General features: G+C 47.0%; 22 protein-coding genes. 8 read left to right on the top strand and 14 right to left on the bottom strand.

Features of this window, described 5'->3' with window-relative positions; genetic code table 11:
• Positions 1–3: 3 nt before the first annotated feature.
• The 3 genes from ABT56_RS12030 to msrP all read right to left on the bottom strand — a co-directional run bounded on the left by ABT56_RS12030 (position 4) and on the right by msrP (position 2,486).
• Positions 4–645, bottom strand: a complete 642-nt coding sequence (locus ABT56_RS12030; RefSeq protein WP_240478300.1) for a hypothetical protein — start codon at positions 643–645, stop codon at positions 4–6.
• Between the two features lie 144 nt (positions 646–789).
• Complete coding sequence (msrQ, locus tag ABT56_RS12025) at positions 790–1,476, bottom strand: protein-methionine-sulfoxide reductase heme-binding subunit MsrQ (RefSeq protein ID WP_084722235.1); 687 nt, start codon at positions 1,474–1,476, stop codon at positions 790–792.
• Positions 1,476–2,486 (bottom strand): protein-methionine-sulfoxide reductase catalytic subunit MsrP, encoded by a 1,011-nt coding sequence (gene msrP, locus ABT56_RS12020; RefSeq protein ID WP_047879117.1) that lies wholly within the window; start codon positions 2,484–2,486, stop codon positions 1,476–1,478. The genes msrQ and msrP overlap by 1 nt, the downstream gene beginning before the upstream one ends.
• A 201-nt stretch (positions 2,487–2,687) precedes the next feature.
• On the opposite strand from msrP, the gene ABT56_RS12015 reads away from it, so the two are divergent.
• From ABT56_RS12015 to ABT56_RS12000, 4 genes are all read left to right on the top strand, one after another.
• Complete coding sequence (locus ABT56_RS12015) at positions 2,688–3,209, top strand: hypothetical protein (RefSeq protein ID WP_047879116.1); 522 nt, start codon at positions 2,688–2,690, stop codon at positions 3,207–3,209.
• A gap of 119 nt (positions 3,210–3,328) precedes the next feature.
• Positions 3,329–3,841, top strand: coding sequence for a hypothetical protein (locus tag ABT56_RS12010; RefSeq protein ID WP_047879115.1), 513 nt, complete (start codon positions 3,329–3,331; stop codon positions 3,839–3,841).
• Positions 3,842–3,979: 138 nt separating this feature from the next.
• Positions 3,980–4,816, top strand: a complete 837-nt coding sequence (locus tag ABT56_RS12005; RefSeq protein WP_276203184.1) for a patatin-like phospholipase family protein — start codon at positions 3,980–3,982, stop codon at positions 4,814–4,816.
• Positions 4,817–5,258: 442 nt separating this feature from the next.
• A complete protein-coding gene (locus ABT56_RS12000; protein WP_047879114.1) occupies positions 5,259–6,833 on the top strand; it encodes a BCCT family transporter in 1,575 nt (524 codons plus the stop codon).
• Positions 6,834–6,915: 82 nt separating this feature from the next.
• Here the strand turns inward: ABT56_RS12000 and ABT56_RS11995 are convergent, their stop codons facing one another.
• The 4 genes from ABT56_RS11995 to ABT56_RS11985 all read right to left on the bottom strand — a co-directional run bounded on the left by ABT56_RS11995 (position 6,916) and on the right by ABT56_RS11985 (position 11,873).
• Positions 6,916–8,580: a BCCT family transporter gene (locus ABT56_RS11995; protein WP_047879113.1), complete on the bottom strand. Its 1,665-nt coding sequence runs from the start codon at positions 8,578–8,580 to the stop codon at positions 6,916–6,918.
• Between the two features lie 267 nt (positions 8,581–8,847).
• Positions 8,848–9,165: a hypothetical protein gene (locus ABT56_RS24420; RefSeq protein WP_157037837.1), complete on the bottom strand. Its 318-nt coding sequence runs from the start codon at positions 9,163–9,165 to the stop codon at positions 8,848–8,850.
• An 87-nt stretch (positions 9,166–9,252) separates the two neighbouring features.
• A complete protein-coding gene (locus ABT56_RS11990) occupies positions 9,253–9,999 on the bottom strand; it encodes a 3'-5' exonuclease (RefSeq protein WP_205626077.1) in 747 nt (248 codons plus the stop codon).
• Complete coding sequence (locus ABT56_RS11985) at positions 9,996–11,873, bottom strand: DUF294 nucleotidyltransferase-like domain-containing protein (protein WP_047879112.1); 1,878 nt, start codon at positions 11,871–11,873, stop codon at positions 9,996–9,998. Before ABT56_RS11985 ends, ABT56_RS11990 begins: the two co-directional genes overlap by 4 nt.
• A gap of 431 nt (positions 11,874–12,304) precedes the next feature.
• Between ABT56_RS11985 and ABT56_RS11980 the strand changes: the two genes are divergently transcribed.
• Positions 12,305–13,063, top strand: a complete 759-nt coding sequence (locus tag ABT56_RS11980) for a metal-dependent hydrolase (RefSeq protein WP_047879111.1) — start codon at positions 12,305–12,307, stop codon at positions 13,061–13,063.
• A gap of 182 nt (positions 13,064–13,245) precedes the next feature.
• Here the strand turns inward: ABT56_RS11980 and ABT56_RS11975 are convergent, their stop codons facing one another.
• Positions 13,246–13,422, bottom strand: a complete 177-nt coding sequence (locus ABT56_RS11975) for a hypothetical protein (protein WP_157037835.1) — start codon at positions 13,420–13,422, stop codon at positions 13,246–13,248.
• A 163-nt stretch (positions 13,423–13,585) separates the two neighbouring features.
• On the bottom strand, positions 13,586–14,704 hold the full coding sequence (locus ABT56_RS11970) for a hypothetical protein (protein ID WP_053062465.1): 1,119 nt from the start codon (positions 14,702–14,704) through the stop codon (positions 13,586–13,588).
• Positions 14,705–15,019: 315 nt separating this feature from the next.
• Here ABT56_RS11970 and ABT56_RS11965 point away from each other — a divergent pair, with 315 nt between their 5' ends.
• Positions 15,020–15,292 (top strand): hypothetical protein, encoded by a 273-nt coding sequence (locus ABT56_RS11965; protein ID WP_047879109.1) that lies wholly within the window; start codon positions 15,020–15,022, stop codon positions 15,290–15,292.
• Position 15,293: 1 nt separating this feature from the next.
• On the opposite strand, the gene ABT56_RS11960 is transcribed toward ABT56_RS11965, so the two are convergent.
• From ABT56_RS11960 to ABT56_RS11940, 5 genes are read right to left on the bottom strand one after another with little or no spacing between them, the layout of a single operon-like run.
• On the bottom strand, positions 15,294–16,235 hold the full coding sequence (locus ABT56_RS11960; RefSeq protein ID WP_047879108.1) for a hydroxymethylglutaryl-CoA lyase: 942 nt from the start codon (positions 16,233–16,235) through the stop codon (positions 15,294–15,296).
• Positions 16,232–17,065, bottom strand: coding sequence for an enoyl-CoA hydratase-related protein (locus ABT56_RS11955; protein WP_047879107.1), 834 nt, complete (start codon positions 17,063–17,065; stop codon positions 16,232–16,234). Before ABT56_RS11955 ends, ABT56_RS11960 begins: the two co-directional genes overlap by 4 nt.
• A 12-nt stretch (positions 17,066–17,077) precedes the next feature.
• Complete coding sequence (locus tag ABT56_RS11950) at positions 17,078–18,682, bottom strand: carboxyl transferase domain-containing protein (protein ID WP_047879106.1); 1,605 nt, start codon at positions 18,680–18,682, stop codon at positions 17,078–17,080.
• Between the two features lie 10 nt (positions 18,683–18,692).
• Positions 18,693–19,865, bottom strand: a complete 1,173-nt coding sequence (locus tag ABT56_RS11945; RefSeq protein WP_047879105.1) for an isovaleryl-CoA dehydrogenase — start codon at positions 19,863–19,865, stop codon at positions 18,693–18,695.
• A 46-nt stretch (positions 19,866–19,911) separates the two neighbouring features.
• A complete protein-coding gene (locus ABT56_RS11940; RefSeq protein ID WP_047879104.1) occupies positions 19,912–20,292 on the bottom strand; it encodes a MerR family transcriptional regulator in 381 nt (126 codons plus the stop codon).
• Between the two features lie 155 nt (positions 20,293–20,447).
• Between ABT56_RS11940 and ABT56_RS11935 the strand changes: the two genes are divergently transcribed.
• Both ABT56_RS11935 and ABT56_RS11930 read left to right on the top strand, forming a co-directional pair.
• Positions 20,448–21,638, top strand: a complete 1,191-nt coding sequence (locus ABT56_RS11935) for an acetyl-CoA C-acyltransferase (protein ID WP_047879103.1) — start codon at positions 20,448–20,450, stop codon at positions 21,636–21,638.
• Between the two features lie 35 nt (positions 21,639–21,673).
• Complete coding sequence (locus tag ABT56_RS11930) at positions 21,674–23,182, top strand: CoA-acylating methylmalonate-semialdehyde dehydrogenase (protein WP_047879102.1); 1,509 nt, start codon at positions 21,674–21,676, stop codon at positions 23,180–23,182.
• Positions 23,183–23,216 lie beyond the last annotated feature (34 nt).

Here is a 23,216-nt window from a genome sequence, read left to right as displayed (position 1 = left end):
TTATCACTGCTGAGGAAACTCAAAGAAGGCCGAGAGTAAAATGTATTTGTGAATCGTTCTACAGCCGTCTTTCTTGAGTGGATGATATGTTTTATAGCTACCGTTCAGAGGATAGCCTAATGCCTCGAATTGTTGCTGGATACCGTGTTCTGGCATCAGTAGACGGACACCATCTTTGTTGTATGGCTCGATATTGTCCGGCAGGCAACCTAACCACCAGCCAAGAATTTCTTTACTGGCTTTGCTTCGGTCAAACCAATGGTCAGCGACCACAACCAGATAATTGGGTTGCTGGGCATCCATTTTTTGACAGGTATCGATAATGGTTTGAACAAATGCTTTGCGACGCGCAAGGTTGGCACTGAGCAGGCGCTGGGCAATAATCCAAATGGTTAGTTCATTGTTATGGATTCTGAAAATAGGCTGGGGCAATTGCTCATCTGACTGGCATTGTTCGAGTAACGCAGGGATCCCTTTGTCATTGAGGGTGGCAATAATGCGTCGGCTAAGGGCTTTTCCCAAATGATTTTCACGCATACCTCGGTTGTGAACCGTTGGATAATGCTGTTCGCATAGCTGCAGGCAATCTAATTGAAATCGCTCAATGCTGCTGAAAATATAATCGCCAACCAAAAGTTGCCCCATTAAAGATCACTGCAGGCTTCAACGTCTCTCGTTGGAGCCTGTATATACCGCCGCCGAAAGTTATATCGTACCAGAAAAAGTCTTAACTTCTACGATATTTCAGCTGGTTAGGGGGCTTAGGCCATCTAAAATACAAGCTGTGTTTTATGAGCGCGGATGTGCGGTCGCAAACTGTGCAAACCAGCGACGAAATGTGTGATATCGCATCGCTAAAAGAGCAATGGAAACAACTAAGTAAATGACAGGTTCAATAAGCCCTGACTTGACTGACCATAGGTAATGAATGGGAGCCAGAATGAGGGCCAAATAGACCCAGTTGTGGAGCTGCTGCCAGTACCTTCCCATTGTTCGTTGGATTTTATGGCTGGATGTTATGGCCAAAGCAAATAGAACCAGCCAGCAAACAGCCCCTAAGGATAAGTAGGGGCGAGAGACGATTTCATCGGCAATGAGTGTCCATTGAAAATTGAGGTCTAGGGCAATGTAGACGGCCAGATGCAAGACGGCCCAAGCAAAGCTGTAAAGGCCCAATACTCTTCGTACTTTGACAAGCTGTCCTTGTTTTAACCAACGAGCAAATGGTGATACCGCCAGTGTGATAAACAATGTGTTAAGGGCTGCTAAACCGGTAAAGTGGCTTAAGCCTTGTATTGGATCGGCGCCGAAGTTGCCTTCCAGCGTATTCCAGATGAGTAAGGCGGCGAACCATAATGAGACAAGGTGGATTAATGCCTTTATAGCCCGAATATGAATAGGCTTGAGTGTCAATATGCGACGTTTGGGATGAGGCCGAGAAACATGGCCCGTCTTGTTTGTATTGATATCGTGCATCAGTAATTCCTTGTCAGATCCATACCGCGATAAAGACCGGCGACTTGTGCTTCATAGCCGTTGAACATTTTGGTTGGTTGGCGACGGCTGCTGAAAAGATTTCCCTCACCGATAAATCGTTCGCTGGCTTGGCTCCAGCGAGGATGGTCAACCTTCGGGTTGACGTTGGCATAGAATCCATATTCTTGTGGGGCCAGAATGTTCCATGTGGTTGGCGGCATTTTGTCCGTTAGGGTGATTTTTACAATTGATTTGATGCTCTTGAAACCATATTTCCAAGGAACAACAAGGCGAATGGGGGCGCCGTTTTGAGGAGCAAGCGTCTTGCCGTAAAGACCAACTGACAGCAACGTAAGTGGGTGCATCGCCTCATCAAGGCGAAGTCCTTCTACGTACGGGTAGTCGATGCCGCCACCTAGTCGCCGCGACGCCTGCCCGGGCATTTGGTCGGGGTCATAGAGTGTCTCGAAGGCGACGTATTTTGCTGAGCTAGTAGGGCTGGCTGCCTTGATTAGAGCCGCGAGGGGAAACCCCAGCCATGGAATATTCATTGACCAAGCCTCGACGCAACGTAACCGATAGATCCGTTCTTCAATGGTGAAACGCTTGAAGAGATCTTCATAGCCCAGCGTGAACGGATTACGTACTAATCCTTTGATTTCAATATTCCAAGGATTGGTTTTGAAGTTCTGCGCTCGAGCTGCGGGATCAGACTTGTCGGTGCCAAATTCATAGAAGTTGTTATATTTTAGAATCTTGTCTTCAGGAGTCAGCGAAAGCTGTGGGTTTGAATAGGATGAAGATTTTCCCGCTAGGGTGCGTCGTCGATCCGGGGTTTCAGCGTTCTTTCCGAAGCTGTCGAACAAACCGGCATTAACTTGCCCTGCGAGGGGGAGTGCAGCCAATGTTATTCCGAGCTTTTTGAGAATATCACGTCGTTGGTGGTAGACAGATTCAGGGGTTGCATCGCTTTCGGCTAGTTGCCACTTGGCCTTTTTCTTTATGATCATAGGTATTCCTGCAATTTGGTCATTTGAGTTAATAGACCTAAGAAGATACGTTTAAATTTCAAGAGAGTTTGTTTTGAGTAATAAGAGAGTCCTGTATTGTTGGTTCTTTGCCCAAGCTGCGACGAAGGCACTGGATTGAATTGATCTCTTGTTAAGTGCTGAGTAATCTCTCGGAAATTGAACGATAAAACGGAGAGTATAGTGGGCTATCAAGGTGACAACTCGCAGTCAGCCGAATATGCATTTCATGCGGGTATTGAGTTACAGCATATCTATTTGGAAGTTTATGCGGAACGCTTCCATTCTTTGCGGCAGTATTTTGAGGCCTATTACTGTTATCAACATGGCTTGGTAACGCGCCATAATAAACCCGATTGGCGACAGATTTTTTCTTATGCGCCTTGTTCAGTTGCCGTATGCAAATTGAGTGCGGTTTCAAAGAAAGAGCCGTTGAAGCATCTTGTTCGCGAGCTTTATTTGCCGTTAGGGGTTATTGAGGGTCAACTCAAGGCTCTGGTGCGAGACGATCGATTAACTGTTGAGAGAATTGGTGAAATATTGGACAGGGCGCTGTCATATGTCGTGATAACTCGTGATGAGTGGCAGTGTCTTAAGTCGAAAGGGCTAGATAGTGTGATGCCTCGAGAATACTACAAAGCGGATAATGAGCAATATCAGAATCCCCAGTACCGTTTTGAATCGTGCGGCATAGTGTTTGAATAATACCGAAAATGAATTTTCTTATGATAGTGAAATTGTTTTAACTGATAGAGTTATTCGTTCATAATTAAACCCAATATAACAGTAGGCAATAGATCAGTATAAGAATGAATGTTAATTATATGCTAGTTGCAGCCGTGCTTTTTTCTACCTCTACATCGGGCTATGCTGTAGAGCCAAATCCCCATCATTACAATTTTCATAAAGATGGGTACGCACAAGACACAAAGCATTACGGGAATGATACGACAACCCTGAATGTGAAAATCGGAACGACACCATTTGGTCAGCGAAACCTTATTTTTACTCAGACGGATACATCTGGCGGTAAAATGGTAAACTCTTGCAATGCAAGTACAATGACTTTCGCCCCGCAGTTGGATGGCCACGTAAGAACCGTTCCTTATCGGGTAAACGGTAAAATAGTATATATGGAAGAGTTTTGTAAATCATATAAATACTCTAGTAAAAAGTATATTGCAGCCTATTCTCGTGAGCGTCGTGATCAGGATTACATTATTAATCAGTTCATCACGAGTAATACTGTAAAAGTTGAGAATTTATCACTGAATGAATTTACTTTGTCTGCGCGTGGGTTCACGAAAAAGTGGAGGCAATCAAATAAGAAAAAATAGTGTTTACTGAGCGCCCAGTAGGGCGCTATTCAAAAGAGTAACAATGGCTTGAAATAATATGACTGTTACCTATAGCTGACTCGTTTGTGGTCTGATAGTTTATATGACTAGAGATGACCGAAAACAGAGGGAGCAAACGTGAGTACAGAGAAACAGAAATCAGCATTGGTTGTTGAAGGCGGTGCAATGCGCGGGATTTTTTCTGCAGGGGTACTTGATAGCTACCTTGCTCAGGGCTATCAACCGTTTGATTTTTGTCTTGGTGTCTCAGCGGGTTCAACTAGCCTTGCTTCATGGTTGTCTCGGCAGCCTAAGCGGACATACAAGGTCATTACAGATTATTCCTGTCGACCTGAGTTCATTGATTTTATCCGCTATATGAAAGGCGGCCACTGGATAGATCTGGACTGGTTGTGGGAGATCACGTTACGCGAACTGCCTTACGATATCTCGTCTTTTCAGTCCCAGCCAACCCCGCTTTATGTCGTTACGACGGATATCAATACCGGAGAGCCCATTTATACCCGGGCAACACCTGATAACCTCAATGACTTATTAAAGGCATCGTGTTCTGTCCCTTTGGCCTACCGGGGGTATCCTCAAATAAATGGTCAGAGTATGACTGATGGGGGAGTTGCGGACTCGATCCCTGTTATCAAAGCCTATGAGATGGGGGCGAGGGAAATCACGGTGATTTTATCTCGCCCTGAAGGCTATCGAAAACCTGAGTACCGTAGTGCTTGGGTCGTAAATAAATTATTCAAAGAGCATCCCGTCTTGGCTAATGCGATGCTAAAACGAGCGGAAATTTATAATCAGGCAATGGCTTTTATTGAAAGTCCGCCAGTTGATTGCAAGGTAACAGTCATTGTGCCGCCAAAAACGTTTGCTGTTGGACGGTTGACAACGGATTTCGCGAAGCTAGAACATGGCTATCAGCAAGGTTATGCCGCAGGTAAAAGTCACATTAGATAGGCTTTGTTAATACTCATCTTTTATCCCCCATCATTCCTCCTATTTGAGATAACGCAACAAACTAAAACGTGCCATATTTTCTTATCGCTGCCTGTATGGATGGGAGCGATAAGTAGGTGTCACCGATGCCAGCGAGCGATGGTTATCTCAAGTAAAATGTTTTGCGTCCGAAGCAATTGGTGTGATTGAAATATCCACGTATTCACCCGGATTAACCTCTTCGTGGTACAAAAAATAGACATTATGTGTTGATTTTCAAGTAAACTTGACAGAAGTGAGCAGGAAATGGTTTGATCTGTACATTGATTTAATGATTACAGGGCTAAGTATTCTTGTTGCGAGCCATGTCGAGTCATTATCTGGCCGTTCGAAATGAAAGGTAGATTTCGCTCTGTCAGATAATGTTTTTGCATGGCATTCGTCTATCAAGAAGGATGAGAAGATGAGTGGTATAGATAAGTACAGTATTGATAATACGGACTACACAGTAGGCCAGGATAATATTCAGAAGTGGGGGTTTGATGTTCATAACCCGGTGTTTGGAACCAGTGCCGGCCTGATACTGCTGTTTTTGATTGCTGCGTTGGTGAGTGACCCTGTCACGGCTAAGACGGCGTTAGATGGCATTAAAAATAGTATTATCAATAGTTTTGATTCGCTGTTTATTTGGTCTGGCAACATTTTTGTGGTGTTTTGCCTGGCTTTGATTGTTTCACCGTTTGGTAAGATCCGTATCGGCGGTAAGGACGCTGAAGCGGATTACTCCAGAATGTCTTGGTTGGCAATGTTGTTTGCCGCTGGTATGGGCATTGGCCTGATGTTTTGGAGTGTTGCCGAGCCTGTCGCATATTATACCGGATGGTATGAAACGCCTCTGAATGTCACTCCTTTTACGCCAGAAGCGCGTGAGTTGGCATTAGGTGCAACCATGTACCATTGGGGCTTGCACCCTTGGGCGATTTACGGTGTGGTTGCTCTGTCCCTTGCTTTTTTTGCTTACAATAAAGGCTTGCCGCTTTCTATCCGTTCAATATTTTACCCAATGCTCGGCGATCGTGTCTGGGGTTGGCCGGGCCATGTTATCGATATCTTTGCCGTGTTGGCAACGCTATTCGGTCTTGCGACCTCGTTGGGGTTAGGTGCTCAGCAGGCTGCAAGCGGTATCGAGCATGTCTTCGGTATTTCTGGCGGTATTGGGTTGCAGGTTGGGGTGATCGTTTTTGTTACCTTATTGGCGATTATTTCGGTAGCGCGAGGCATTGATGGTGGTGTTAAGCTACTGAGTAATCTCAATATGCTGGTGGCTCTGGCGTTGTTAGTCTTTGTTGCCGGAGTGGGTTTTGCCGTTTCTATGGGGACAATTCCAACAACCGTGGCAGGTTATGCGAAAAACTTTTTTGCATTGAGTAACCCTCATGGCCGTGAAGATCAGGCATGGTTGCATGGTTGGACGGTATTCTACTGGGCATGGTGGGTGTCATGGTCACCATTTGTAGGTATGTTTATCGCCCGTGTCTCGAAAGGGCGTACCGTACGTGAGTTTTTGATTGCTGTGTTGATTGTTCCGACAATTATTACCACAATCTGGATGTCTGTTTTTGGCGGTCAGGCAATAGATCAGGTGATTCACAAAGTGGGTGTGCTAGGCCAAGATGGTTTGACTTCAGTGCCACTTGCGATGTTCGAAATGTTTGAATCTTTGCCTATGAGTGCCACTCTTTCGGTTATTGCCATTGTGCTGGTAATGGTTTTCTTTATTACATCATCAGATTCAGGCTCCTTGGTGATCGACAATATTACCGCTGGCGGTAAGATTGATTCACCAATGCCACAGCGAGTATTTTGGGCCACGATTGAAGGGGCTGTTGCGGCAGTACTACTGTATGTCGGCGGCACCGAGGCAATTGAAGCATTGCAGGCTGGGGCAATTTCAACGGCTTTACCATTCGTGTTTATTCTTTTGTTAATGTGCGTCAGCTTGATTCTGGGCTTTAGCACAGAGAAGTATCGCGAGTAGAGTCTGAACTAGAGAGATAAAAAAACCACTGCCAGCTGGCAGTGGTTTTTTGTATGTGCTTGTAGCAAAAGTCGTTAGAACCTTATTGCGGAGCACGCTTTAGTGAAGACTTCTTAGGGCGCGGTTCGCTCATCAAGCCTTTGATCAGTGAGACCGTTGCGACTAGGAGTACCACTGTGAATGGCAAACCTGTGGTAACAGCCATTGCCTGCGCCGCGGCCAAACCACCACCTAGCATTAGGGCAATAGCCACTAGGCCTTCAAAGGTACACCAGAAAACACGTTGTGGTGTTGGTGCATCGACTTTACCGCCGGCTGCAATAGTATCGATAACCAGTGAGCCGGAATCAGCAGAAGTAATGAAGAAAACAACAACAAGGAAGATACCAATGACAGATGTAATCTGTGCTAGTGGTAATACATCAAGCATTGCGAATAGTTTGAGCGGTAGGTCAGCATCAAAGACTGCTTGGTAACCATCGTTTACATACTGACTGATCGCAGTGCCACCGAAGGCTGTCATCCAAAATACACATACGGTAGATGGGATCAGAATAACGCAGATGATGAATTCACGAACAGTACGGCCACGAGAGACACGGGCGATAAACATACCTACAAATGGCGACCATGAAATCCACCACGCCCAGTAAAATGCAGTCCATCCCTGAGAGTAATTAACATCTTCACGACCAAATGGTACAGAAAGTGCTGGAATATTGACTACATAAGCATAGATGTTTTCGAAAAAGCCAGTGAAAATGGCAAGGGTCGGGCCAACAACGATAACGAAAAGCAACAGCAGTGCTGCCAAGCCCATATTGATTTCAGACAGGCGTTTAACACCACCATCAAGACCCGCAACGACAGAAAGCAGTGCTAGAGCGGTGATCACAATGATCAGAACAACTTGAGTTGTTGTGGTCATTGGAATGCCGAACAGGAAGTTCAGCCCTGTCGCGGCTTGAGATGCGCCATAACCTAGCGAGGTTGCCAGACCAAAAACGGTTGCAACAATAGCAAGAATATCGATGACATGGCCAATCCAACCCCAGATACGTTCGCCGAAAAGGGGATAGAAGATAGAGCGCATTGTCAAAGGAAGGCCTTTGTTAAACGAGAAAATAGCCAGTCCCAATGCAAGCAAGGCGTAGATAGACCAAGGGTGGAGTGCCCAATGGTAAATGGTTGCTGCCATACCTAGCGCAGAGGAAGCATCGATATCACCTTGAGCGCCACCAAGCGGAGCCCAGTCGGTACGTACGCCGTTCTCTACGGTTACGCCGTTTAAAGAGGCGCTGAAGTGGGACATCGGCTCAGACACACCGAAGAACACAAGACCGATACCCATGCCAGCTGCGAATAGCATGGCTAGCCATCCTGCGTAGGTGTAATCTGGCTGGGCTTCTGTACCACCGATACGTACTCGCCCTAGTGGTGTAACAATGAGTGTGAGGCAGACGATAACAAAAATGTTACCTGCAGAGAGGAAGAACCAATCCATATTAGAAGCGAGCCAGTTACGCAGGTTGGCAAAGAAGGGCTCGACTTGTTCACGGAAGGTGAGAGTGAGGATAACAAAGAGGATGATTGTTAACCCTGAGATGGCAAAAACGCGGTTGTGGATATCTAAACCAAATGGACCAACTTTCAGGGCGATATTGTCTTGGCCAATTTGATAGTCGGTATCAATAGGCCTGACTTTGCCGTCAGGTCTTTGGATACCACCATTGTTGTCATTGCTCACGAATTATCTCCTTAAGAACGTGAAAATGATAAGAAAAGGGTTTTCGAGCTACTGATGACTGTATGTGACAGGTGCAAGTTTGTCGTCGAAGTGACGTCTAATTTAGCAAACATAATGGGGTCTGCTCATGCCGTAGCGCAAAGAAGTTGTGAATATTATATCTAAAATTATGATTGTAAATATATTAATGGATTTTATCTTTTAAAATAAAAACCCATAAAACACGAATGATTTGTGCTGTAATTATTGTGTTGTGTTTTACTTGACTCAAAATAAACTGAAGAGTGTGAAATGAGGCATGTTGTTTCTTATTGCACTGATCCAAAAATAAAAAATCAAATATTCACTATATGAATATAGGCATGGTTTGGTGCTGAGTATGTTGCTGTGTTGTTTTGAACTGCCTATCTCTAAGCCAAATGCTGCTTGTTTGCTGAAAATCTGTACTGGGATTGTGAGCGGTGGCAAGGTGAGTTTTATTTTAGATTTTTGTGGTGGCTGTATTTTGCTTTTATGTGCTTTATTTAATAAATAATTTAATGTGTTTAGTGTGCTAACCACTGGTGGTTTGATTGTATCGGTCAAAATAACCTCGATATATACGAGGCAAAACATATCCTAAGCTACCTTGACCGTTTGTATCTAAGGTAGCTTAGGAAGTGAATAGAGGCGTTATAGCCAAATTTCAGAGATTGGTGTTTCAGGTGAGTAATGATAGGCAATTTGTGCCTGTAGTAGCTCTGCTGTTGCGAGTGCATCGGTTAGTGCGTGGTGTGGTTGGTAGGCCGGCAGGTTGTAGCGTTCACGCGCTCGCCCTAGGCGTACAGAACCCGGTTTTTTTCCTTTGAGTCGATTGAAGAAGCCTCCGAACATTTTTTGCTGTACCCCCGCTTCAATTGCGAGTGTATCGACGACCGGAAATTGGATGCCTTCGCCCAGTCGAGTCAGCAGCGCCTGATTCATGAACTCCCGTTCGATATTTCGATAGTGTACGACGACGATTTTTCCGGCCAATGCGGCAAGTACCTGTTCTATTACTTTCAGTAATTCCGGTGCCTTTTCGACATCGGAATCGGTTATGCCATGAATAATTACAGATTCTTCATTAAGTGGCCGGTTAGGGTTTACAACCCAGTGCGCAGAGCCCCGGCAATGAATACGCGATAAGCTAAAGGGTACCAATCCGATACTAATGATTTCATCCGAATGTGGATCTAATCCGGTTGTTTCAAAATCAAGGGCAACGAATGGGACATCTTTTAATGGCGTGTCAGGTAATACACTGGCTGTTGCGTAAAATGACTTGAGACGCTCATCACTGGCCTCTTCCCCCAATGTCGCCAAGCGCTGGGGCCAATTGGGTGTATGGCTGGTGTCGATAAGTGAATTCGACGTTTTGTGGAGTAACGTCATCATCATCGGTTTCCTTGATAGCGGAATTTAATGAAGTTTTGTGCGTTGCTGAGAATTTGGAATGCTGCTTTTAGATTTCGGCGTTCGAAATCAGACATATTCTCGGGCTCAATACTGTTATCGGCTTCGATACCGGCTTCAATGTCTAGGGCTTGGTGACGGATCCTAACCGTGTAGATTAATTCCATCGCATCACGTAAATCTTGACCGCGGCCTTTAGGGAGAATGCCTGCGTCAATAATGTCATCAAGGCGTTCAAATGAGTTTTGTGACCGTGACCCGACAGCAAGCGCATGAACTCGGATTAAGTCCGCCAGTGGTGCGGTTCCGCGTCGTTTAAGGTTGATCGAGTTGTTGTGACGGCCATCTTTTTCCATCACGAAGTCTTTGAAGAAGCCAAGTGGCGGCGTGCGATTAATGGCATTGCGAGCAAGACAGGCTAGAAAACGGTTGTTTTTCCGGGCCCGTCGTACGATGAAGCTATTGAGTTGCTCTGCCCATTTTTGGCGGCCATAGACACCATCGAGATCGAAGAAGATCGAGCTATTAAGAAGTCGCTGTGGGTTGGGGTCATCAATCCAATCGGCAAAGCACTCTTCCCAATCAGCACGAGTTTTACGCCATTGAGGGTTAGTCGCCATGATTTCACCATCACAGTAGCTATAGCCACAGGCCGCGAGCCCATCACTGACAAATGTGGCGAATTTTGAGAAGTATTCGCCGTGGCGCTCTTCGTCGTAACTATTGTCTAAAATGAGGGCGTTATCTTGATCAGTCACGATTAGTTGCTCATCGCGAGCCATAGAACCCATGGCAACGAGGCAGTAAGGGATTGGTGCTGGCCCAAGTTCCTCTTCGGCAAGCTCTGCGAGTCGTTGTTTGAAGCTCCGGCCAATCACTGACATGGCGCTACCAATCATATGGGCATTGGCATCTTCGTTAACCATACGTACAAAACAGTCTTTGACATTCTCAGAGAGTGATTTGAGCTCTTCGACTGTTTGTTGTTGGAAGATCGAGCTGACCAGCAACAAGCTGTTTTGAGACTCGTAACGAACGATATCCGTCAGGCCAATAATCCCAATTGGGATTTTGTTTTTTAAGATAGGCAGGTGGTGTACGTTATAGCGCAGCATGGTTAGCATGGCTTCGAAGACATAGGCGTTATAATCGAGCGAAATGACATCGGAGCTCATCACGTCGGAGACCAACAAGTTGGTATCAATACCCAGAGCCAAGACTCGGGTGCAGAGATCCCTGTCGGTCAGGATGCCGACAAGCCTGTCATTATCATCGTCGTTCTCGTCGTATTCAGGGTTGATGATGAGCAGGGCGGAGACATTTTCCTCGGTCATCAAGGTAGCCGCTTGCTGAATAGTCGCTGTGGATTCTAACGTGACAGGATCGCGTGTGAGGATATGACGCGCTTTGGATGTTGTCAGGTCATTTTCTTCAGAGTGAGTAGAGATCGCGTTGCGAAGTCTCGCACTTTCTTCAACTTCCATAAAGTCAGCAAAACTGTCAAATTCATCACATAGCATTGTGAATATGCTTTCAGGGATGCAGTAAACGAGCGTGTCTTCAATCGCTTTTGCGGGCATACGAACTTTGTTGTTCATAAGCAGGCCCATCTGACCAAAAAGATTTCCTTTGTCTATTCGGTTATAAAGTTCGCCTTTACGTCGATAGATTTCAACAATGCCGCTTCTTATCATGAATAGATCGTGTATAGCATCGCCAAAATTCAAAATTGTCGTATCGGCTCGGTAGTAGGCCACTTCAGTATTTAGTGCGACTTCTTTTAGCTTTTCGTCAGGCAAGTCGTCAAAAGGAGGATATTGGCTGATGAAGTTTAAGATTTCGAGTTGTTCGGCTTCCATGGCGTTTTCCGCGTTAACAGGGCTATATAATGCTATAAGTCTAACGCAAATTGATGATATTAATACTTATAATTTTCCAGTTTGGGGGGCGGATAGGCTGGCTTAATAGCAGGTAGTGTTATAGCCCTTACGACTATTTTTCCCTTTGACGTTGTTTGGGGATGTTGAATTGCCCATGGGATGTGTTGTCAGGGAATCCTTTCTATTTTGCAGCTAATACCGAGTATGAGGTTGGTGCAAATATTATCGAAGCTTAAAATGTGCCTAAATAATAATCGATTGAATAGCCGTAACGCCGTGAAAATGGGATTTTATTGAAGTTCATTATATTTCATACATAATACTGGTTATATATCCAGTTTTGAGAACTTAGTGAAGGCAGTAATACCATATAGTAAAGGTAAGCTCTTCACTGAGGTAGAGATGTTGATGTGGCTAATTTTAAAACCCATCTAGGAACTGCCGCGCTTACCAGTAGTATAGCGGCAACCGCGTTATTGTCGGCGGGACATGTCGTCCCGGTTACTGCGTTATGGCTCATATTGTTGGGTACGATTGGTGGTTTATTGCCAGATGTTGATTCGGATAATTCAACATCAATGGCGACACTATTTCGATTGCTTGGCGGAATGCTCACGTTTAGTTTTGTTGGGCATATATACAAATTGGTGTCGATGCTGGAGTTGATTGTGTACAGCATCTTTTGTTATCTGACCATCCGTTATAATTTCAAGTCGGTTCTGGAGAAAATTACGGTACATAGGGGATGCTGCCATTCATTAACATTCATTGCGTTAGCAGGACTGTTAGTGGTTTGGGTGATTTCGTTATTGGGCTATAGCGATACGACTTCTTGGCTGTCAGGTTTATTTCTGTTTGCTGGTGGCTTGGTCCATTTACTGTTAGATGAACTGTACAGTGTTGACTTGGCCAATCGACGAATTAAGAAATCCTTTGGTACGGCTATGAAAGTGTTTTCGCCGCGAAATCCGTTTATCAGTGCGATTAAGTGTGGTCTGATTGTTCTACTTTATCTGCATACACCACCATTGCATTCGACATGGGAGCGTTTAGAGCATTGGCAGCACTTTCGGTTTAAGCCTGATTGGCTAAACAGAGATGATGTAGGTGACTTTTTTGACCAGTTATTGGTTTCAACAAAGCAGGCTATGAGTAGAGAAAAGCCGTGATTGGAAGGACTTGGAGTATATGCTTGTAGCGAAGACTTATTCAGCGAAAAGTTGCTCTTCTGCATAGCTCTTCAATAAGCCGAAGATACTATTCGACATCACTTGCACTTTGTTATTGCTATGGGGTATTAGCCCGTGGTGAGAAAGGCAAATGCTCGTGATGTCGAGTAGAGTATCGTGCATTATTCTTCAAAAGATTCAAAGTCTAGCTGGGCTTTTTCTAGCTCGTTAAGTTGGTAGTTTAAGAGCGTGAAATTGCCGTCCCTTATGCTATCTCTTACTTCTTCAATGCAGCGTTCCAAGTGGTTTCTGGACTCTTGACGAGCAAAAAAATGACGTAGTGTGTCTGCTTGGTCCATAGTGTCCCCGTTTCCTTTAATGTTAATCATCATTCCAATTGATGCAACCTGAAGCATATACTAAGTTTAGATAATTATCGACAATATGCATATTAATATTGTGTGATCCAACTCGTGTTTCTAAATTAAGGGATGTGCATAAGGAATACTCTGCCGTGAGTAATTAATCAGGGGTGGGGATTTTTCTTGCGAGTCGATCAATGCCGCCTTGAGCCATGAAAAATAGCTCTAGTTCAAACATAATTCCGGGGTTGATACGGTAATTGAATTTGTCTTGAAAGTTGAGTTCCGGGCTGACTGCAATATAGAGCCAATCTTTGTAAAGCCGGTTTCGCCATGTCATAGAGGCCCAGGCATTGGTAATCGAATAGTTAGGGCGAGAATCGGCACTGACCCCGAGGGTATATTGCATGAGGTTTCTATCGTCAATTCGATCAAAGAGTTCCGTTTGGTAAACGAATTCCCAGTTGTTGTCGGTATCTAGGAATTGAGCACTGCTGCTGAGCTTGAGTATGGTCGAAGGGTCTGTGTGTTGTGCAAAGTAAAAATCCAGTTCGGTTAGTGTGCCGGGACCTTTCTCATGGTAGTAAAATATTTCTTGTTTGATCCTACTGGTCCAATTGCTGCTTAGGCGATCAACCCGTCTTAGATCTGCTCGTACGAAAGGGTCGAGCGGCAATCTAATTTTTATACCGGCATCAAAGTTGGTTTTCCACCGTCCTAGTTTGCGTCCTTGTAAGCGAACGCCTCCCACAGTACCGCTAAGGCTACTATCGCTGCTTGCACTTATTCCACGTTGTTTGTCTTCCAAGCGGTCGAAATCATCAGGATCAGTATCAAAAATGAGCTTCCAATTGCGTTCGGTATGGGGAAGGTCGATTTTGAGCTTGATGCTCGCGTCACCGTCAAAGTATTCACGATGGCTGTAACGGGGCTTAAACTTGATTTTTAAATAACTGCCATTGCGCATAGGTTGTTCATCGTCTTCTTTGCCAAGGTAATGATCAACTTCTGTACTGTAATCATGAATGGTGTCGGAGATAGATTCTTGGGTTACATCTATCCATTCAATAATTTCGAATTCCTCATCATTGGGGTCGAGAGAATGAATGATTTGCTCATTTTCTTCAGTTGCCTGAAGGGCTTTTTCAGTTAGTGGTGCCTCGCTGTTTGCTTGGGTGGTGGGGATATAGGCAATAACGCCGTAAATTAAGCTAAGGCTGTAATATCTGAATGCAGCAAGATTTCGACAGTGACGATAGCAAGGCAACGCGGTTACCATATTATTATTGCCTCCAGATGTGCTTATTTTGTGTCTTTGCGAAATAGTAGCCCAATTACCCGATTAAGGATTAAGTTCAATTATCATTATCAAGTAACCTGAATCTAAGTATAGCCATCGGTAAATAAACGGAAAAAATGGCAGCAATAAGTTCTAATTTAAGATTCAAATCCTAATTGAGCGACAAAAGTGCTATAGGGTGAATAAGTTTCTCTTAGTCATTATCAAAAATGATACAAATACTTTGCATTTTTGAGTTACCGCATTGTGAGTGAGCTAGGCTGATCAGGATGCTAACATCAAAGGAGAAAAGTGATGGGAAACGGGGATATTGATGGTATTAAACGGGACCTGTCTGGCAAAGTGTCCGATATCTTTGACGCGTTTGAAGATGATAATAGTTGCTTGCCGACAATTGAAGAGTTCCGAACACTCTTTAATTGCCATGCAGAAAGTTATATTGGGCCGATGGATCAGCTGAGCGTCGAGGGCGGCAAAAGTAATTTGGATCGAGCGCTCGAGCGTGAACAGAAAATGTGGTTGGCGGTGAGTGAGTTAGAAGCAGAGCAACGTGAGAGTCGCTCGTAACTTAATTTTGGCTGCGAAGTGCTAAAGAAACGTTTGAGCGTGGTGATATTCCCAGAGCATCACATATCATCCAACCAGCACTTGCGGCCTTTTGTAAATCCACGCCAGTCTCAACCCCCATCTGTTCACACAAATAAATAACATCTTCAGTTGCTACGTTGCCACTTGCCCCAGGGGCGTAAGGGCACCCCCCCAAACCGGCAATGCTACTATCGATGGTTGTTATTCCCATTAGAAGGGCTTGATAGATGTTAGGTAACGCCTGTCCCCAAGTATTATGAAAATGAACTGCAAGCCTAGCTGGATCGACCTTTTTTGATACATCGTCGAGTAGGCGGGCTACTTGAAGAGGTGTTCCCCGGCCAATCGTATCTCCCAGTGATATTTCGTAGCACCCCATATCCAGCAAAGAGCGGGCAAGATTCGTCACGTTTTGTGGTGAGGTAGGGCCATCGAAAGGACACTCCAAGACACAGGACACATAGCCCCTAACGGGTAATCCATGCAATTTGGCCAAGGCGAGGACGGATTCAAACCGTTTTAGGCTTTCATTGACCGAGCAATGAATGTTGTTTTGGCAAAACCCTTCTGATGCAGAGGTAAATACGGCCACTTCACAGGCCTTGGCTGCCAGAGCGATTTCAAAGCCCTGTATGTTTGGGGTCAGGGCGGAATAAATGACATTAGGGTGACGCTTAATGGCATGGAAAACGGATAGTGAGTCTGCCATTTGTGGCACCCGCTTCGCAGATACAAAAGCGCCGGTTTCAATGTGCTTTAAACCGCTATCTGATAGGCGGTTAATTAACGCCAGCTTGGCCTCGGTTGCAACATTCTGCTCGTTTTGCAAGCCATCGCGAGGGCCAACCTCAACAATTTTCACCCGTGTTGGCAGCTTGCCGGGCAGATGCCCGTGGTATATACGTTCAGAGGGGGGCGTCATTGGGCTCTCCAATTTGGGTCTCGTTGCTCCAGAAAGGCGGCAAGTCCTTCTTGTCCTTCTGGCGAGGTACGAATTTGTGCGATGAGATCACTGGTATGCTGCCTGAGAGAATCGTCGAGTGGGTGAGCATAGTTATAGGCACAGAGTTGTTTAACGGCACGCAGTGCTTGTGGACTGTTTTGCATTAATTTTTGTTTAAGCGAGGCTAGCGAATTCTCTCGTTCTTCTGGCGTTGCTGTTATTTGGTGGAAGAGCCCCAATTCCTCGGCTTTTTTCGCCGAGATCCATTCAGCCGTTAAGCTGTAGCGTCGAGTCTGCCTTTGGCCGAGCGTTCGGTTTACGTAAGGCATGATAGTGGCGGGGATCAAACCGACTTTTACTTCGCTAAGTGCCAGTCGGCAGCTTTCATCACCAAGGGCAATATCGCAGCAACAGATAATACCGACCGCTCCTCCTATGGCGAAACCTTGCACGGTGATAATCGTAGGTACGGGAAAGGTATCCAATTGATGCATGAGTTCGGCAAGTTGCCGCGCGTCATCGAGGTTTTCTGGGTAACTATTATCAGCCATGCTTCTCATCCAGTTGAGATCAGCGCCAGCAGAGAAGTGGTTGCCCTGAGCTTTGAATATTAATAGGCGTAGCTCATCATAGGATGCAAATATCTCAAGGTAATGTTGCATTCCCACGATCATCTCCGCATCGAAGGCATTTCGTTTTTCCGGGCGGTTAAGGATCAGTGTGGCAACCCCGTGAGGGTCTAGGTATGCCAGTACGGGGGCATCTTCAGTAGGATGAAAGTGAGTCAGTGTCGATGGTAGCGCGGGCATAAAAAACTCCATTTACATGCGAAAAATACCAAATGTGCTGTCGGGGATGGGGATCTGCAAGCTGGCAAAAAGGGCTTGGCCTACGACATCTCGGGTGGCTCTTGGATCGATAATACCGTCATCCCAAAGGCGGGCGCTGGCAAAATAGGGTGAGCCTTGAGCTTCGTATAAGTCTCGGATCGGTTGTTTGAATTGCTCTTCGTCGGCAGCTGGCCAGTCGACCCCTTGTTGCTTGAGGTTCTCGCGGTTTACCTGTGCTAATACGCTGGCTGCCTGTTCACCGCCCATAACGGATATGCGTGCATTGGGCCACATCCACATCATCGTTGGGCTATAGGCGCGACCGCACATACCGTAATTGCCCGCACCGTATGAGCCCCCTATGATCACCGTGAATTTCGGTACATCAGCGCAGGCGACGGCCATGACCATTTTGGCCCCATGTTTGGCGATGCCTTCTGCTTCGAACTTCTTGCCTACCATAAAGCCGGTAATGTTCTGCAAAAAAAGCAGCGGGATTTTCCGTTTGCAACATAATTCAATGAAGTGGCAGCCTTTTTGGGCTGATTCAGAAAAAAGGATGCCGTTGTTGGCAACGATGCCTATCGTTTGGCCAAAGAGTGTTGCAAAACCACACACAAGTGACGTGCCATACAGTGATTTGAATTCATCAAAATCGGAATCGTCGACAATGCGGGCGATCACTTCACGGATGCTGATGGGCTTGCGCAGGTCAGTGCCGGCAATGCCAAAGAGATCATCAAGAGGATAGCGGGGAGGGAGGCTGTTTGTATCTGGGGTGAGGCTCTTGGGAAGCGCGCAGCTTTTTAGTGCCTGACGGGTTAGTTGCAGAGCATGCTGTTCGCCGTTGGCATAGTAGTCGGCTACACCGGATGTTTTGCAGTGAACGTAAGCTCCGCCAAGATCCTCCGCGGTGACCTGCTCGCCTGTGGCGGCCTTAACGAGGGGAGGACCTGCAAGAAAAATGGTGCCTTGTTCCTTGATGATGATTGAAACATCGGCCATTGCGGGGACATATGCGCCACCAGCGGTGCACGAGCCCATCACGACGGCGAGCTGCGGGATGCCAATTGCCGACATTCGGGCTTGGTTATAGAAAATACGGCCGAAATGATCTCGGTCGGGGAATACATCGGCTTGGTGGGGAAGGTTGGCCCCGCCTGAGTCGACGAGATAAATACATGGGAGGTGGCAACGCTGGGCAATTTCTTGGGCCCTCAGGTGTTTTTTTACCGTGAGCGGGAAATATGTTCCTCCTTTTACCGCAGGATCATTGGCGATGATCATGCAGTTGACCCCCTCTACTTGGCCGATACCTGTCACCACGCCCGCACAAACAATGTCTTCATCATAAACTTGCCAGGCGGCAAACTGACCGATTTCAAGCAGTGAGCAACCATCATCAAGCAGGAGTTCAATGCGTTCTCGAACTGGCAATTTTCCTTTAGCGCGTTGTTTTTCTATTGCAGAAGCTCCGCCGCCTTGCTTGATGCTCTCGATATGGGTATGGAGTTCATCGACAAGGTGTGAAAGTTGCTGATAGTTATCTTGGAAAAATTTGTCGTCCCTGTTAACGCTCGTTTGAATTATTGTCATATGGCCAGTCCTATCGTGATGATTCTTCGAAGAGTTCGCGACCGATTAGCATCCGGCGAATTTCTGAAGTGCCAGCCCCTATTTCGTATAGTTTTGCGTCGCGAAGTAGGCGTCCGGCCGGATAGTCATTAATGTAGCCATTGCCCCCGAGGATTTGGATGGTCTCCAGCGCGACCTGAGTGGCGAGTTCGGCGGCATAGAGAATGGCGCCAGCGGCGTCTTTACGGGTTTGGTCACCACGGTCACAGGCTGCTGCAACGGTGTAGACATAGGCGCGTGCAGCATTGCTTCGGGTATACATATCCGCCAGTTTCGCTTGAATTAGCTGAAATTCACCGATAGGTTGGCCGAACTGCTTACGTTCGTGAACATAGGGGATGACAATGTCCATGCAGGCGCGCATGATCCCAAGAGGGCCTGCCGCGAGTACCACTCTTTCATAATCAAGACCACTCATCAGTACTTGAATGCCTTGATTTAGCTCTCCCAGTAGATTGGATCTTGGAACGAGGCATTGGTCGAACACTAATTCGCAGGTATTTGAACCGCGCATCCCTAGCTTGTCGAGCTTTTGGGCGTGGCTGAATCCTGCGAAATGACGTTCAATAATAAATGCCGAAATTCCGTGCGATCCTTGGGTTGGATCCGTTTTCGCATAGACAATCAGGGTATCGGCGTCCGGTCCGTTGGTTATCCACATTTTGTTGCCATTTAGGACAAACCCTTCTGAGGATTGTTCCGCCCGTAATTGCATACTCACGACATCCGAGCCGGCATTGGGCTCACTCATTGCAAGTGCACCAACATGCTCCCCGCTAATCAATGCTGGTAGGTATTTTGTTTTTTGTTCTTCGGTGCCGTGGCGGAAGATCTGATTGACACAGAGGTTGGAGTGGGCCCCGTAACTCAGTCCGACAGAGGCGGATGCGCGGCTTATTTCTTCCATGGCTATAACGTGGGCAAGATATCCCATGCCTGCGCCACCATATTGTTCGGTTACCGTGACGCCGAGGAGTCCCATTTCTCCCAGTTTGGGCCATAACTGGCGGGGAAATTCATTACTTTGGTCAATAGCGTTGGCAACGGGGGCAATAGTATGACTGGCAAAGCTGCTAATTTGCTCCCTGAGTATTTCTAACGTGCTATCAAGGCCGAAATTGAGTGGTTTGAAATGGTCAATCATGGCATCCCCCAAGCTGCGATATAAACTCGCTGTGTTTATTTAGCCTCTAGCCTAGCGGTGATTGAGTGTTCAGTGCCCGCTGGCATCGTTTCCGGGCCGTTTGAAGTTCGTGCATGACAATATTGATATCTTCCATTTGGCGGCGGAGTAGAGCTTCTTTATCGTCGATAATACTCAACATTTTACTCAGTTGGTGCTGGCTCTGTTGGGTATCGTACAGGTCAAATAACTCGCGGATTTCAGCCAATGAAAACCCAAGCCGCTTGCCTCGCAAGATCAACCTGAGCCGAACTTTATCGCGGCGTTGGTAAACCCGGGTATTTCCCTTGCGTTGTGGCTGAAGCAGGCCGACATCTTCGTAGAAGCGGATACTTCGTGTTGTGATATCAAATTCCTTGGCGAGCTCGCTGATCTTGAAGGTTTCCACTGCGTACCCCTTTGGATGTTGTCGCCTTGTTTCTTTACGTTAACGTAAATGTTAGTGCTATGCTTACGTAAACGTCAAGCTGGTGCAAGCAGCGTTGGATTAGCTATCGAATTACGGCTATTGATCCGGCAAAAAATGAGGATGGGGACAAGCTGATGAATAGAGAAGTCTGGATTGTTGCAGCTAAACGAACACCTATTGGTAGTTTTCAGGGCAACTTGGCCAGTCAGCCTGCCCCTCAGCTCGGTAGTGTTGCCATTGCTGGATGTCTTGCCGATATGGCGGATAGTCAGATTAATATCGATGAGGTCATTATGGGGCTTGTGCTCAGTGCCGGTTGCGGGCAGGCACCAGCTCGGCAAGCAGCACTGGCTGCTGGGATTTCGGAATCAGTCGGGTGTAGCGTTGTCAATAAAGTGTGCGGATCTGGCATGAAAGCGGTGATGCAGGCGTACGACGGTGTACTGCTCGGGCGGCAATGTATTGTTGCTGGGGGCATGGAAAGCATGACCAATGCGCCGTACTTGCAACTTAATGCCCGGCATGGGTTGCGTTTGGGGCATAGCCAATTGCTCGATCACATGTTTTTGGATGGGTTGGAGGATGCCTATGACGGGCATTTGATGGGCGTTTACGCCCAGCAAATCGCGGATCGAGAGGGTATAAGCCGGCATAGTATGGACAAATGGGCCGTGAAATCGACAGAGCGAGCCAAGCAGGCCCAGGAGATGGGGTGGTTCAGTGATGAAATTGTTCCGGTAATCGTCAGTGATCGTCATGGCGATAAGCAAATCATTGCTGATCAGCATCCTTCCAGCATCAATATCGAAAAAATCCCCCACTTAAAACCTGCTTTTTCCCCTAAAGGCTCCGTGACGGCGGCGAACTCAAGTGCGATTTCAGACGGTGCGGCAGCATTGGTGGTAATGGACTCAGAAATGGCACAGGCCGCAGGCATTGTACCTTTGGCCGTGATTCGAGGTCATGCTACCCATGCTCAAGCGCCTGCAGAATTTATTACAGCCCCTGAATTCGCTATTCGTCGTTTATTGGAACAGCTCAATTGGCGGGAGGCGGAGATTGATAGTTGGGAAATTAACGAGGCATTTGCCGTTGTTACGTTGTTAGCCATCAAAGGGTTGGGGCTTGATCCTGAGCGGGTCAATTCTGATGGTGGCGCGTGTGCCTTGGGGCATCCTATCGGTGCGAGTGGTGCGCGCATTTTGGTTACCTTGCTCCATCGTTTGCGCAGGCAGCGGCATATTGATAACCGGCCCGTGCGGGGCGTTGCTGCATGCTGTATCGGTGGCGGAGAAGCAACCGCTATTGCTATTGAGATTCCCTAGTCTTTGAGCTGGGAGAGCATCCCAGAGGAGTCATCATGAACAAGCTTAAAAGCCTACCAAGCGTACCCCTGTATATCGATGGCGTGTTCAGATCTTCGTCGACCAGCCATTGGTTACCTGTTACTGATCCTGCAACCAATGTCGAGATAGCAAAAGTGCCGTTGGCGACTGAGCAGGAAGTGGCCTTGGCAATCACCAGTGCCGGTGAGGCATTTCAATCATGGCGTGAAGTGCCGGTTCCGGAAAGAGCCCGCTTGATGTTGAGTTATCAGCATCTTCTCAAGCAACATCATGATGAATTGGCGCAGTTGATTTCCAGCGAAACCGGCAAGAACGCTGCCGATGCTAAAGGCGATGTATGGCGTGGGATAGAGGTGGTTGAACAGGCTGCCAATATCGCTAGCTTAATGATGGGAGAGACGGTTGAGAATGTTGCCCCTGATATTGATACCTATTCATTAATTCAGCCATTGGGGGTGTGTTGCGGGATCACGCCGTTCAACTTTCCTGCCATGATTCCGCTTTGGATGTTTCCGATGGCGATAGCCGCAGGTAATACTTTTGTCCTGAAACCTTCCGAGCAAGTGCCTTTGACTGCGATACGCCTTGCCGAGTTGTTTGAGTTGGCCGGAGCACCCAAGGGCGTGCTGCAAATTGTGCACGGGGGCAAAGAGCAAGTCGATATGCTGCTGAGCGCTCCTGACATTCGTACTGTGTCGTTTGTCGGCTCTGCTCCCGTTGCTCGCTATATTTACCAGACTGGCACCGGTAGCGGAAAGCGAGTGCAGGCATTTGCAGGGGCAAAGAACCACATGGTTGTGATGCCCGATGCCAATATGGAGCAAGTTGTCAGTCACCTTGTCGGGTCGGCGGTGGGGGCGGCGGGACAGCGGTGCATGGCGATCTCCGTGGTGGTATTGGTCGGTAGTGCAAAGACGGTGCTTCCAGCATTAAGGGCGGGGATGTCACATGTCCGCCCCGGAGCTTCGGATGATGAGCAGGCTGCTTATGGGCCGTTGATTAGTGCCGCGGCCAAGGCGCGGGTGCTTGCGTTAATTAAAGAGGGAATCGCCCAAGGGGCGATTTGTGAAATTGACGGAAGCCATTGTGCCGTTGATGGGTATCCCGATGGTCATTGGGTTGGACCAACCTTGTTTAGTGGTGTTGAACCCTCAATGTCTATTTACCGGGAGGAGATATTTGGCCCGGTATTGGTTTGTCTGGAAGTAGACAGTTTGACTGAGGCGATTGAGCTCATAAACCGCAATCCATATGGCAACGGAACATCTATATTTACCGGTAGCGGGGCAGCAGCACGTCAGTTCCAACATCAGGTTCAGGTTGGTCAGGTCGGAGTGAACGTGCCAATACCGGTACCGTTGCCGTTTTTCTCGTTTACCGGGTGGCGGGGTAGTTTTTATGGTGATCTCCATGCATACGGAAAGCAGGCGGTGCGCTTTTATACGGAAACTAAAACCGTCACGGCACGCTGGTTCGATCAGGATATACCGTCTGGCCCGAATATGACTATTCATCTGCGTTAACTACCAGTACGCCAGTGGCATGTATGGTTTGCAG

This window comes from Photobacterium aquae (genome assembly GCF_001029445.1).
In the GTDB taxonomy this organism is placed as follows: Bacteria; Pseudomonadota; Gammaproteobacteria; order Enterobacterales; family Vibrionaceae; genus Photobacterium; species Photobacterium aquae.
Note: the sequence above shows the minus strand (reverse complement) of the source record. Positions and strands in the feature narration are given on the sequence as shown.